The sequence below is a fragment of the Nocardioides panacisoli genome (assembly GCF_019448235.1).
Taxonomy (GTDB): domain Bacteria; phylum Actinomycetota; class Actinomycetes; order Propionibacteriales; family Nocardioidaceae; genus Nocardioides; species Nocardioides panacisoli_A.
The window spans coordinates 3,334,408-3,347,286 of sequence record NZ_CP080409.1; the positions used below are offsets into that span (position 1 = coordinate 3,334,408).

Genomic DNA, 12,879 nt, shown 5'->3' on the forward strand with positions numbered 1-12,879 from the left:
GAGGACGAGATGGCGCAGCGGGTTCAACGGGTGGCGGCGTACGCCGTCATCATCCGCGAGGACCAGGTGCTGTTGACCCGCCTCTCCTCCCGCGTGACCAAGCAGGAGCTGTGGGGCCTGCCCGGCGGCGGCGTCGAGCACGGGGAGGACCCCCGGGAGGCCGTCGTGCGGGAGGTGCACGAGGAGACCGGGCTGTCGGCGACCGTCGGCCACGAGGCCCAGGTGTTCTCCCTGCACATGCCCGACACCTGGCGCCGCGGCCGCCGGGTCGACGCCCACTCGCTGCGCATCGTCTACGAGGGCTGGGTGCCGGTCGACTCGCCCGCCCCGCGGGTCGTGGAGGTCGACGGGTCCACCGCGGAGGCCGCCTGGCGTCCGCTGTCGGAGGTGCTCGACGGCACCATCCCCACCGTCAGCGTCGTCGTGGAGGCGCTCCGGGCGCACGGGCACCACCGCTACCAGCGCACCGGCGCCTACGCCTACGTCGAGCGCGACGACCACGTGTTGCTCACCCGCATCTCCCCGCGAGGGGTCGGGGTCGGCAGCTGGACGCTCCCGGGAGGCGGGATCGACCACGGCGAGCACCCCGAGGACGCGGCCCGGCGGGAGCTGCACGAGGAGACCGGCCTGGACGGCAAGATCGGCGACCTGCTGACCGTCGACGCCCTCCACCTCACCGGCACCGGCCCCAACGGGCGCACCGAGGACTTCCACGGCCTCTACGTCATCTACCGGGCGACGGTGCCCGACGGTGTGGCGCCGCAGGTGCTGGAGGTCGACGGCACCACCGACGCCGTGGAGTGGGTCCCGCTGGCCGAGATACAGGCCGGTGAGCGGCCGCTGTTCTCGCTGGTGCGAGCGGCGGTCGCGGCCGCCCGCGAGGACCGCTGAGCGGCGTACCGCGTCAGGAGCGCGTGACGTCGGAGAGCGAGGCGAAGACCACGGTGTTGCCCACGTGGGTGCCGATGTCGGGGTCGAACATGCTGCAGGTGATCAGCCGCAGCGTCGAGGACCCCAGGTCCTTGCCACCGTAGACCAGCTCGGTGGGGAAGGAGGCCTTCTCGACGTCGCGCAGGGCGTCGACGGTGAAGGTGGCGACCACGCCGTCGCGGCGGGTCACGGTGATCTCGTCGCCGGGGCGCAGCGTGGCGAGGTCGGCGAAGACCGACGGCCCCTGCTCGGTGTCGACGTGGCCCTCGATGATCGACGGGCCGAGCTGGCCCGGTGAGGGTGACTCCTCGAACCACGCGGCCTCGTCGAGCCGCGGCCCGGGCTGGGGCACCGCGAGGGTGCCGTCGGGGTTCTTGCCGATCGGGTGCACCGCGGTGTCGACGTCGATGGCGGGGATCTCGAGGCGACGCGGCGGCGAGAGGGGGAGGGGCGCCTCTCCGGACGCCTCCTGCCCCGAGTCCGCGCCGCCGCGCGCTCCGTCCGTGGACGAGGGGGGTGGGTCCACGGGGGTCGGGGACGTCCGGTCGGGATCGACGGTGCCGACCGCGGCCGGTGGGTCAGACGTGCGCTGCTGGTGGACCAGTGCCCACCCGATGAGCACGGTGCCGAGCGCGACCGTCACCACGGCGATCAGGCTGATCGCCCGCTTGCTCCGCATGGTCACGCCCGGCACCGAGTCCTTGTCCCGAGTCGGTCAGCGGGCCTCGACCGCGTCCGTGCGGAAGCGACGGTTGGCGGCGTACAGCGCGCCTCCGCCGAGCACGAGTGCAGCGCCTCCGCCGAGCAGGCCGAGGTCCTCCATGCCGGAGGTCGAGCCGCTACCGGTCGCGACGCCACCGGAGGGCATCGTGGCGATCGAACCGCACAGCGCCGGTGCCGTCGCGGCCAGCGGCAGCTCCGGGACGAGCGGGCTCTTGGCGTTCTGGGCCTCCTGGCTCAGCGTGGACGGGTCCAGCCCGTGCACCACGACGACGCCCGAACCGTTGGCGAGGGCGTCGAGCGTGTCGTCGTTCATCGTGAACGTCCGGCTGTAGTCGGCGCTGCCGCCACCGGGGGCGAGCTGGATGTTGGTGCCCTCCTCGGGGCCGGTGCTGCCCTTGGTGGAGAGCGTGGTGCCGATGCCGCCGTAGGAGGCCTGGCCCTCGGGCGTGCTGACCACGCCGTCACCGTTCTCGTCGTCAGCGGGAGTGGGGCAGGTGCCCTGGCCACCGATGTGGATGTGCTGCACGTGGGGGAACGGTCCGCCGTCGAACTGCTCGGCGAGGCCGTCGTAGTTGAGGTTCACCGTGGCCTGGTCGCCGTCGATGCTGACGGTGACCATGCCGGAGCCCCCGGAGCCGTTCTGGGGGTCCAGTCGGGAGCTGTACTCGCCGTTGGCGTGGTCGGCCTGTGCTGCCGCCGGGAACATGGCCAGTGGCAGTGCCGCCGCGGCCATGGCCCCGGCGAGTCGAAGTGACGTTCGCATGATGTGACTCCTCCGCATCGGTGGGCCGAGTCCCACCTGGGTGTTGTCTCGGTCACACGGGGTTCGGAGGGGAGTCGCGATCCGGATTGGTCGTTCCCGAGGAAAAGTTCGGCGCCTCGTTACGGTGGGACCGTGCACCCCACCGAGACCGTGTTCACCTATGCCTCTCCCGACCTGAAGTTCGGCCGCGGTGCCGCGCTCGAGATCGGGCACGACCTCACCGCGTGGGGCGTGCGTCGCGTGCTGCTGGTGACCGACGCCGGCGTGGCCGCGGCCGGTCATCCGGCGCGGGTCGCGGAGGCGATGACCTCGCGCGGACTGGACGTGACGACGTACGACGGCACGCACGTGGAGCCGACCGACGAGTCGCTGGCCGAGGCGGTCGGGTTCGCGAGCGACGAGGGGCCCTTCGACGCGGTCGTCGCGGTCGGCGGCGGGTCCTCCATCGACACCGCCAAGGCGATCTGCCTGCTCGCCACCAATCCCGGCGAGCTCATGGACTACCTCAACGCGCCGGTCGGCCAGGGGAGGGCGCCGAGCGAGCCGCTGCTGCCGCTCGTGGCGGTGCCGACGACCACCGGCACGGGCAGCGAGTCCACGACCATCTGCGTGCTCGACGTGCTGTCGCTGAAGGTCAAGACCGGCATCAGCCACCCTGCGCTGCGGCCGCGGCTGGCCGTGGTGGACCCGCAGCTGAGCGCGACCCAGCCCGCCGGGGTCACCGCGGCGGCGGGCATGGACATCCTGTGCCACGCCCTGGAGAGCTACACGGCCCGGTGGTACGCCTCGTACGACGCCAAGCAGCCCGAGCAGCGGGTGCCCTACTGCGGTGCGAACCCGATCGCCGACCTGTGGTCCGAGCGCGCGATGGGCCTGCTCGCCGGGGCCTTCCGCCGCGCCGTCAACGACGGTGACGACACCGCGGCCCGGGAGGAGCTCGCACTCGCCGCGACCTTCGCCGGGCTCGGGTTCGGCAACGCCGGCGTGCACATCCCGCACGCCAACGCCTACCCGATCGCGGGCCGCGTCCGCGACTACGTCCCGGCCGACTACCCGCCGGGTGCGCCGATCGTGCCGCACGGCATGGCCGTGGGCCTCACCGCTCCAGCGGCGTTCCGGTTCACCTTCGACGCCGCCCCCGGTCGGCACGTGCGGGCAGCGCACCTGCTGGACCCGTCGGTCGACGGCGACGGCCCCGGCGTGCTGCCCGACGTACTGACCCGGCTGATGCGCGACATCGGACTCCCCAACGGACTGGCCGAGGTCGGCTACGGCCACGGCGACGTCGATGACCTCGTGGAGGGCGCTCTCAAGCAGCAGCGGCTGCTCGACACCGCGCCCAAGCCGGTCACGGGGGAGGACCTCGCGCAGGTCATCAGCGGCTCCATGGAACATTGGTGACGTGCGGACCTTCTTCTGGCTCACCGTGGCGGCGTACGCCGTCGTGTGGGGATGGGCGTTCCGCGCGCTGCCCGATCGGGTCGCGCTGCACTTCGGCCTGACCGGCGAGGTGGACAACTGGGGGAGTCGGGGCGAGGCGCTCGTCCTGCTCGCTGCCCTCGGGATCCTCATGACGGCGGTGCTCGGCGGCGGCGCCTGGCTCGTGGGGCGTGCCCGGCTCGCGGCCAGCTGGGTGAACCTGCCCCACAAGGACTGGTGGACGGCCACCCCGGAGCGGGTGGCGCGGGCACGTGACATGCTGCGGGGCGACCTCCTCGTGGTCGGCGGGCTGACCATGGCGCTGCTGACGCTGGTGCAACTCGCCCTGGTGCGCACGAGCCGGCAGGACGATCCGCGGATGGACCCGGTGACCATGGCGGCCGTGCTGCTGCTGGTGGTCGTGATCCTCGGCTACACCGCCTGGTTGACGGTGTGGCGCTACCGACCCGACGGGAGCCAGGAATGAGCACGTCCGAGCTGGTGGCGGCACTGCGGCGACGCGGGGTGACCGACGTCGACGACTCCGACCTCGCCCGGGCGCTCTACTCCTCCGACGCCTCGCTCTACCGCGTCCTGCCGCAGGCGGTCGCGCGGCCGCGCGACACCGACGAGGTGCTGGCGGTCCTCGATGCCTCCCGCGAGCTCGGGGTGCCGGTGACCATGCGCGGTGCGGGCACCTCCATCGCCGGCAATGCGGTCGGTCCCGGCATCGTCATCGACACCGTGCGCCACCTCAACCGGGTCCTGGAGATCGACCCCGAGGCGCGGACCGCGCGGATCGAGCCCGGCCTGGTGCACGCCCGGCTGCAGGCCGCCGCCGCGCCGCACGGGCTGCGGTTCGGCCCCGACCCGTCCACCCACACCCGCTGCACGATCGGCGGGATGATCGGCAACAACGCCTGCGGCTCGCGGGCGCTGGGTTATGGCCGCACGGCCGACAACGTCGAGCAGCTGCGGGTCGCGTTCGGCACCGGCGAGGTCGTCACGGCCGGGCCGGGCGCCCCCGCGGGCGCGGCCGGTGAGGCGTTGACGCGGATGGTCGAGGACCAGCTCGGCCACGTCCGCACCCACTTCGGCCGCTTCTCCCGGCAGGTCAGCGGCTACTCGCTGGAGCACCTGCTGCCCGAGCAGGGCCGGCGGCTGGACCGGTTCCTGGTCGGCACCGAGGGCACGCTGGCCACGGTGCTGGAGGCGACGGTCGACCTCGTCCCCGACGACGAGGAGCGACTGCTGCTCGTGCTGGGCTACCCGTCGATGCCCGAGGCGGCCGATGCGGTGCCCGCGCTGCTCGCGGCCGCGCCGGGTCGCCTCATCGCCTGCGAGGGCATCGACGCGCGCATCGTGGACCTCGTGGCGCAACGGGGCGGCGTACCCGAGCTGCCGCGGGGCTCGGGGTGGCTGTTCTGTGAGGCGACCGGCGCCGACGCCGCCGAGGTGCTGGCGACGGTGCAGGCGGAGTCCGGGGCCCTCGACGCGCGGCTGGTGCGCGACGGCGGTGAGGCCGCCGCGTTGTGGCGGATCCGCGAGGACGGCGCGGGCCTGGCCGCCCGCAGCCTGGCGACGCCGGCGTACTCGGGGTGGGAGGACGCCGCGGTGCCGCCGGAGCGGCTGGGCGACTGGCTGCGCGACTTCGACGTGCTGCTGGCGGACCACGGCCTGGAGGGCATCCCGTACGGCCACTTCGGCGACGGCTGCCTGCACGTGCGCATCGACTTCCCGTTCGCGGCCGGGGACCCGTCGAGCACGGGCACCTACCGCGCGTTCCTCCAGGCGTGCGCCTCGCGACTCACCGAGTACGGCGGGTCGCTGTCCGGCGAGCACGGCGACGGGCGGCAGCGCTCGGAGCTGCTCGCGACGATGTACGACGACACCTCGCTGGCGCTCTTCGGTGCGGCCAAGGCGATCTGCGATCCCGACAACCTGCTCAACCCGGGCAACATCGTCGACCCGGCACCCATCGACGCCGACCTGCGGCCGGTGCGGCCCCGGCACGACCCGCCGACGGCGCTGCGCCTGCTGCACGACGACGGCTCGCTCGGCGACGCGGTGCACCGCTGCACCGGTGTCGGCAAGTGCGTGGCGCCGAGCCCCGGTGGCGTGATGTGCCCGTCCTACGCCGCGACGCGGGAGGAGAAGGACGCGACCCGCGGCCGCGCGCGGGTGCTGCAGGAGGCGCTGGACGGGTCGCTGCTCGGCGGCGTCACCGACCCGGCGGTCCACGAGGCGCTGGACCTGTGCCTGTCGTGCAAGGGCTGTGCCTCGGACTGCCCGACCGGCGTGGACATGGCGACCTACAAGTCCGAGGTGCTGCACCAGTCATACCGCGGCCGCCGCCGGCTGAGTCGTCCGCGGAGCCACTACACCCTCGGGCAGCTGCCCCGGTGGGCGCGGATGACGGCACCGGTGGCCCGCGTGGCCAACGCGAGCCTCCGCATCGGCCCGGTCGCCCGGATGGCCAAGGCCGTCGCGGGCGTGGACCAGCGGCGCTCGCTGCCGACCTTCGCGCGGCGTACGCTGCGCCGGTCTGCGCGGGAGGTCGAGCCCGTCGAGCGCCCCGACGTGTGGGTCTGGGCGGACTCCTTCACCAACCACTTCCTGCCCGAGTCCGGGTTGGCCGCGATCGAGTACCTCCGTGCGGTGGGCCTGTCGGTGCGGGTCATCGACGAGCGGGCCTGCTGTGCGCTGCCGTGGGTCACGACGGGCCAGCTGGACGCGGCGCGCGGGATCCTCGGCGACGCGGTCGAGCGACTGGCGCCGTACGTCGCCGGCGGCGCACCGGTGCTCGCGATCGAGCCGTCGTGCCTGGCGTCGCTGCGCACTGACGCGCGGGAGCTGCTCGAGGGGGACGCCGTCGAGCAGGTCGCTGACGGGGTGCTCAGCTTTGCCGAGCTGGTCGAGCGGCTGGACCTGCCGTTGCCGGACCTCACGGGCGTGCGCGTCGTTGCGCAGCCGCACTGCCACCACCACGCGGTCATCGGGTGGGGGGCCGACGAGGCGCTGCTGCGGCGGGCCGGCGCGGACGTGACCCGGGTCAAGGGCTGTTGCGGCCTCGCGGGCAACTGGGGCGTCGAGCAGGGCCACTACGAGACCTCCGTCGCGGTCGCGGAGACCCACCTGCTGCCGGCGGTCCGCGACGCGCTGGCCGCCGACGCGCAGACGGTGGTCCTGGCCGACGGGATGTCGTGCCAACTCCAGCTGGACGACCTCGCCGGTGTCCGAGCGCAGCACTTGGCCGAGCTCTTCGCGTCTCGTGCCGCCACTGAAGTGCCGACGGCATGACGAGGGCCCCGCTCGCGGGCGGGGTCCGGGGCGAGATCAATGTCGGTGCGTCCGCCGGTGGTCGAGCCTGTCGAGGTCGTGGTCGAGGTCGCGGGTGCCGCGGTGGTCGACCAGGAACTGGTGGCCGTGCGGGCTGGTCCACAGGTAGGTGCCGGGGTCGAGGATCGTGTAGCCCCAGTCTGAGTGGGTCTTGGCGCGGTGGTGTCCGCGGCAGAGTGGTACCAGGTTGCAGGGGCACGTGGCTCCGCCGTCGGCGTGGGGCTGCGCGTGGTCGGTGTCGCAGCGTTCGGCGCGACGGTTGCAGTGCGGGAACGCACAGACGGGGTCGCGGAGCCGGACCTGGCGGTGGTGGCGGTCAGGGATCTCGTAGGCCTCGATCGGCTCGTGGCCGGCGAGGTCGATGACCGGACGGACGATGATGGTGGTGCCGGGTGCGCTGCACCAGTGGCGGATTTGTTGGGTGGTGATGGGGGTGCGGGTGTTGCCCAACCGCCCGATGGTCCCGACGCCGTCGGTGGTGAGGGCGGTGTCGGTGAGATGGACGTGCAGGTCGACGGCGCGGCGGCTCGTGGTGGTGGTTCGGTTCTTGGTGGTCGAGCCGCGCTCGTGAGGGACGAGTGAGCGCGTGTCGAGACCCGCCGCACCGGTCTCGTGTCCCAACCCCAACGACTGGTTGCCGCGGGCGAGGTCGCCGGCGGCCATCGATCGACGGACGTCGCGGGACTCCTCACACCCGAGCTGGGCGAGCTCGGTGGCCCGCTCAGCGAGGGCGGCGTCCAGATCCAGTGCGTCGGCCACGTCCAGCACACCGTCCACGGCGACGGTGCCCTCGATGCCGGCGTCGTCGGTGTGGACGTCGAACCGGCGCCCTTCGGCCGCCTCCCGACGGCGCTCCTCAGCCGTCTCGGGGTCGAACCTCGCGAGCGCCTCCTCGACCAGCCGGTCGACCTGGGCGAACGTGCAGGTGGCCGCGAAGGTCGCGAGGTGGTGGTCGACGTACTCGGCCGCCTCGGCGGATAGCAGGCGGGTAGTGTCGGCGATCCGCTGCGCACGCCAGACGGGAACGCGACCCTCGAGCACGCCCTGCCACACGCTGGGGAGCCGGTAGGCGGTTTCGAGCACCTTGCCGACGTACTCCCGGCCACCAGCGGTCGACCGGCCCAACACCGCACACAACTCCATCAGCGCGAACTCGCTCACCAGTGGCGCACCGTCGCCGGCGATCGGCACCCCGGTGTCCACGAATCCGTCGCTGAGGGTGGCGGCGTCCTCGGGAGTCTCGACGGTGTTGACTTCGGCCCAGGCAACGATGGTGCGGACCGAGGCGACCTCGGCCTCGCGCTTGACGTCCTCGTGGTCGCGCAGCACCGTGAGCAGCTCCGCGGTGCCGCGGTGGGGAGTCGGCTGCGTGGACATATTCCTATTGGATCAGAGGGCACCGACATTGCTACCGGCTCGAAGACCCCCTTGTGGACGGTCGATTCGGGGTGGCTGATCGTGCACGGACAGTTGCGTCGATCCGCCCAGTCAGCGCAGTGCCAGGGCGGCGTCGACCTCGTCCCGAATGACGCCCCAGTCCCGGGCAGTAACGCGGACGGGTCAACCGGCACACCGACCGATACTCACGCCCGCACCTCTCCCTCGGACCGCGAGGCTCACCGCAAAGCGTTCGGCAACCGGGACCTCCGCATGCCGGTGAGCGGTCACTCCACGATGTTGTCCACGTTCACGTAGTAGACGCGCTCCAGATCGTGTGCGATCTCCTCGGACGAGGCGTACCGGCGGGTGTCTGCGAGCAGGGTCTCCGCCTCGCGGGCGCCCACATACCGAGGCTGAGGGTCGTTCCAGCGGCCTACAAGAACCCTGATCGTGTCTTTGCGCGCGAGGTCCAACAGAACCGTGGCAAGCACCTCGATGCCTACGGTTCCGTCGGCGATCAGCCCAGCGGAATGACACGTGTCCGCGATCTCCCACAGGGGGATGTCGTCTTCCAGACCAATGTCGAGGATCGCCTTGTGAAGCGCGTCGTCAGTCACGTACGGGAGCCTCACATATTGCGAGCGCTCATGCCGCGATCTCGGCTGTGGCACTGACCGATCGGCTTGCGACCACCGATCTCAAGGCCGGGGCCACGGATGGTCGTCAATCACAGAGAGCCTTCGCGCCCTGAGCCAACGGCGACAGATCCATACGGGGTCCGCCGCTCGGTCTCACTGCCCAGATGCGCAGCAGCCCGGAGCTGGCGTCGTGCACGGTGGGGAGTTCGTCCAGCCGATAGGAGTTCCCATCCACGGTCACGGTCGTGACATCTCCCGGCTCGCAGGCGAGCACGGCGTCGTCGACTGTCAACGGCCAGGCCTTGCAGTAGTCCTCCCGGTCGACGTCGCGCGTCGCGAACTCCTTGTCAGGTGAGCAGCCAGGGAGGACGAGCGTCAGGCCCAGGATTGGTAGCCGCCGCACGGCCGTGACGCTACATCGCGAACGTGGCCCATCCGGGGCTTTCGTCCGACCGATGGGGCCTCGTCGCGTCCTTCGCTGCGCCTGTAGCCACTAGACGATCGGGTACTGGCACGCTGCGCCGAGAGGTTTGGGGCTCTCAGCTGAGTCCGACGAGGAAGCTACGCACCTGCTCGACAAGAGAGACAAGAAAGCGAGCGGAACCAACCGCGTCACCCGGAAGTTGGAGTCGATGGTCACCTCCACGAAGCTCGTGCACCACGTGTCCGCTCTGGTGCGCCAGTCCTGAATCCCACGATTCGTCAGCGCTTCCACCAACGAGCAGCGCTGGCCCGATCCCCTGCAGGACACTGGCTCGAATCTCGTCGCGATGCAGCAGTGGGGTAAGCCACACTCCCGGCACCCCCCGGTCCACGGCGTCCGGCAAGAGCAGCGAGCCGAGCGACTTGCCGATCACGACGTCCCTGTCGGGACGGAGCGCCGAGACAGCAGCCCGGCCGTGGGCGACGACTTGCTGATCCGATAGATCCGTCGCGTCCCAACTGACAGAGTCGGCACGCCATCCAAGCTCACGCGCCACCTCGGCCGCGTAGTACAGGGCAGGATGATCCACTGTGTAGCCACGCCCCGGCAGCAAGAGCGCGACCCGCGAACTCTCCACCTCTGACACGGGACTCATTCTGCCAGCGACGAAAGGACTTGGACACGGTTCGATGTTCGCGTGCCCATCCGCTTGCGGCACACGCAGGCCAGTAGACCGCTCGCTCAATGATCGGAGAACGACGACGACCGAGCGATGCCGCCGTGTGTGACTCAGTGGATCAGCCGCCGCCCGATGTCGGCCAGCGGCACCCGGAGACGGCGTCGTCGCTGGCGTTCGTCGCACCTCGACCCTCGTCACCGGTGGGCTCCGCCGTAATCTGGTGACGTGAACCCCCGCCATCGCCGTCTCGTGATCCCCGCCGCGCTGATCGCGTTGCTCGTGATCGTCGTCGTCGCGGCGATCGTGGGCTGAGCCGTGGCGCGACGGACGCTCGCCGACGCCCTGGACGACGTACGCCGCCAGGTGCTCGACGACGCCACCCTGCTACGGGCAGTGGCGTCGGGCCGCCGCAAGGGAACGACACCGGCGTGGAAGCGCGTGGAGCTGCGGTGGGTCGACCTCAGGGCCGGGCGCCGCCTGCAGGTCACCCGCTACGACGACACCCAGGCCCACACCGCCAACCACGCGCCCGGCGACGACGTCGACACGGTGCTCGCCGAGCTCATGGCCGAGCCGTTCGGCAACTGGCACGTCGATGGCACGGACCATCACCAGCAGGTGCGGATCACCAAGCGGGGTGAGGCGCTGGTGCACACGCGACGGGTCTCCCTTCGACAGGCTCAGGACACGGCGACAGGCTCGACCACCGGTGACGGCTCGACCCCCGGTCGCACCGAACCCGATCGCAGCCACGACCGCGCGAAGCGGCGGCTGCTGCCGGCCGACGACCCGCTGCTGGCGCGGCTCGGCATCGCCGACGAGCGCGGCCGCATCAAGCCCAGCCGGCAGGCGAAGTACCGCCAGGTCGAGGAGTTCCTGCGGATCCTGGACGCCTCGATCGACGACGCCCTGGGCAAGCAGCTGCGACGCCCCACGCCGGAGGACCCGCTGCGCATCGTCGACCTCGGCTGCGGCAACGGCTACCTGACCTTCGCCGCCCAGCGCTACCTGACCGCCCACCGCTCGCTGCCGGTCCGCGTCATCGGCGTCGACGTCAAGCAGCAGTCGCGCGACCACAACGCCGCCGTCGCCGAGGAGCTGGACCTGGACGCCTCGTTCGTCGTGGGCAGCATCGCCGAGGCCGACCTGTCCACGCTCCCGCAGCCGGTCACCGAGCCCGACGTCGTCCTCGCCCTCCACGCCTGCGACACCGCCACCGACGAGGCGCTCGCCCGCGCCGTGGCCTGGCAGGCGCCGCTGGTCCTCGCCGCGCCCTGCTGCCACCACGACATCGCCGCGCAACTCCGTCGCGGGACCCCACCGCCGGCGTACGCCGAGCTGGTGCGGCACGGCATCCTCCGCGAGCGGCTCGCCGACACCCTCACCGACGCGGTGCGTTCGCTGCTGCTGCGCCGCGAGGGCTACCGCACCGACGTGATGGAGTTCGTCGACAGCCAGCACACGCCGCGCAACACCCTGCTCCGCGGCGTCCGGGGCAACGGCACTGACGCGGCCGCGGCCGAGGAGTACGACGCCCTCGTGACCCCGTGGGGCGTGCGGCCGCGGCTGGCCGCGTTGCTCGCGGAGCGCCCGTGACGGCCCGCGCCGCGCTCGCCGCGGTCCTGCTGGTCGTGGCGCTGCCGATGGCGGCCGTCGCGGATCCCGCCTCGCCGGAGCCCTCGACCGAGGAGCTCTTCACCTTCACCGACACCGAGATCGTGGAGTCCAGCGGCCTGGCGATCCAGGACGGCTACGTCATCACCGTCAACGACTCCGGCGACACCTCCCGGCTCTTCACCGTCGACCCGGAGACGGGGGAGACGGTGGGCGTCACCCGCTGGCCGCTGGCGTTCTACGACGTCGAGGCGCTCGCCCCCGCCGGCGACGGCGAGGTGTGGGTCGGCGACATCGGCGACAACTTCGGCGGTCGGGAGTCGATCCAGGTGCACCGGGTGCCCATCGGGCCCGGCGAGCGCACGGCCGTCTCCGCCTCCTACGAGCTGGACTATCCCGACGGACGCCACGACGCCGAGGCGCTGCTGCGCCACCCCCGCACGGGACGCGTCTACGTGGTCACCAAGGAGGCCGTGTCGGGCCGCATCTACGCCGTGCCGGAGGACCCGGACCCCGACGGTGTCAACCGGATGCGTGGCGTCGGGCAGGTGATGGGCGTCGCGACCGGCGGTGAGTTCTTCCCCGACGGCAAGCACGTGCTGATCCGCGGCTACGCCAAGGCCGTCGTCTACACCTGGCCGGACCTGGAGGAGGTCGCCGAGGTGGCGTTGCCCGACCAGAAGCAGGGCGAGTCGGCCGCCGTCGACCAGCGCAGCCGGCTCCTCCTCAGCAGCGAGGGCCTCGACCAGCCGGTGCTGCGGGTGACGCTGCCCCGCGAGCTGGACGACCTCGTCCGCGGCATCGAGCCCGACCCCGACGCCGAGGCACGCGCACGGGCCGAGGCCGCCGCGGCGGAGGAGGCGAACGAGCCGGTCTGGCCCTACTTCTTCATGGGCGGCATGGGCCTGGTCGTGCTGTACGGCGCAGTCCGGCTCGTGCGGGCAGGGTTCTTCCGCGAGGAGTGAGGAGA

General features: G+C 72.1%; 12 protein-coding genes. 6 read left to right on the forward strand and 6 right to left on the reverse strand.

From position 1 onward, the window contains the following. The first annotated feature begins 9 nt into the window (after window positions 1–9). Window positions 10–891: an NUDIX domain-containing protein gene (locus KUV85_RS17650; protein WP_219960932.1), complete on the forward strand. Its 882-nt coding sequence runs from the start codon at window positions 10–12 to the stop codon at window positions 889–891. 13 nt (window positions 892–904) lie between these two features. Here the strand turns inward: KUV85_RS17650 and KUV85_RS16285 are convergent, their stop codons facing one another. Further along, window positions 905–1,609 (reverse strand): class F sortase, encoded by a 705-nt coding sequence (locus KUV85_RS16285; protein WP_237690309.1) that lies wholly within the window; start codon window positions 1,607–1,609, stop codon window positions 905–907. A gap of 36 nt (window positions 1,610–1,645) precedes the next feature. After that, window positions 1,646–2,416: a hypothetical protein gene (locus KUV85_RS16290; RefSeq protein WP_219960934.1), complete on the reverse strand. Its 771-nt coding sequence runs from the start codon at window positions 2,414–2,416 to the stop codon at window positions 1,646–1,648. Between the two features lie 132 nt (window positions 2,417–2,548). Between KUV85_RS16290 and KUV85_RS16295 the strand changes: the two genes are divergently transcribed. Genes KUV85_RS16295 through KUV85_RS16305 form a run of 3 tightly spaced genes read left to right on the forward strand, consistent with a single transcriptional unit; the run spans window position 2,549 to window position 7,135 of the window. Beyond that, window positions 2,549–3,817: a hydroxyacid-oxoacid transhydrogenase gene (locus KUV85_RS16295; RefSeq protein ID WP_219960935.1), complete on the forward strand. Its 1,269-nt coding sequence runs from the start codon at window positions 2,549–2,551 to the stop codon at window positions 3,815–3,817. A gap of 1 nt (window position 3,818) precedes the next feature. Next, window positions 3,819–4,322, forward strand: a complete 504-nt coding sequence (locus KUV85_RS16300; RefSeq protein WP_219960936.1) for a DUF1648 domain-containing protein — start codon at window positions 3,819–3,821, stop codon at window positions 4,320–4,322. Next, window positions 4,319–7,135: an FAD-binding and (Fe-S)-binding domain-containing protein gene (locus KUV85_RS16305; protein WP_219960937.1), complete on the forward strand. Its 2,817-nt coding sequence runs from the start codon at window positions 4,319–4,321 to the stop codon at window positions 7,133–7,135. Before KUV85_RS16300 ends, KUV85_RS16305 begins: the two co-directional genes overlap by 4 nt. Window positions 7,136–7,171: 36 nt before the next feature. Here the strand turns inward: KUV85_RS16305 and KUV85_RS16310 are convergent, their stop codons facing one another. From KUV85_RS16310 to KUV85_RS16325, 4 genes are all read right to left on the reverse strand, one after another. Further along, window positions 7,172–8,551 (reverse strand): HNH endonuclease signature motif containing protein, encoded by a 1,380-nt coding sequence (locus KUV85_RS16310; RefSeq protein WP_219960938.1) that lies wholly within the window; start codon window positions 8,549–8,551, stop codon window positions 7,172–7,174. Window positions 8,552–8,838: 287 nt separating this feature from the next. Further along, window positions 8,839–9,171 (reverse strand): hypothetical protein, encoded by a 333-nt coding sequence (locus KUV85_RS16315; protein WP_219960939.1) that lies wholly within the window; start codon window positions 9,169–9,171, stop codon window positions 8,839–8,841. Window positions 9,172–9,277: 106 nt separating this feature from the next. Continuing rightward, on the reverse strand, window positions 9,278–9,595 hold the full coding sequence (locus KUV85_RS16320) for a YebY family protein (protein WP_219960940.1): 318 nt from the start codon (window positions 9,593–9,595) through the stop codon (window positions 9,278–9,280). A 136-nt stretch (window positions 9,596–9,731) separates the two neighbouring features. Further along, window positions 9,732–10,262, reverse strand: coding sequence for a hypothetical protein (locus KUV85_RS16325; RefSeq protein ID WP_219960941.1), 531 nt, complete (start codon window positions 10,260–10,262; stop codon window positions 9,732–9,734). 348 nt (window positions 10,263–10,610) lie between these two features. Between KUV85_RS16325 and KUV85_RS16330 the strand changes: the two genes are divergently transcribed. Continuing rightward, on the forward strand, window positions 10,611–11,891 hold the full coding sequence (locus KUV85_RS16330; protein ID WP_219960942.1) for an SAM-dependent methyltransferase: 1,281 nt from the start codon (window positions 10,611–10,613) through the stop codon (window positions 11,889–11,891). After that, on the forward strand, window positions 11,888–12,874 hold the full coding sequence (locus KUV85_RS16335) for a hypothetical protein (RefSeq protein WP_219960943.1): 987 nt from the start codon (window positions 11,888–11,890) through the stop codon (window positions 12,872–12,874). Before KUV85_RS16330 ends, KUV85_RS16335 begins: the two co-directional genes overlap by 4 nt. The last annotated feature ends 5 nt before the right edge of the window (window positions 12,875–12,879 follow it).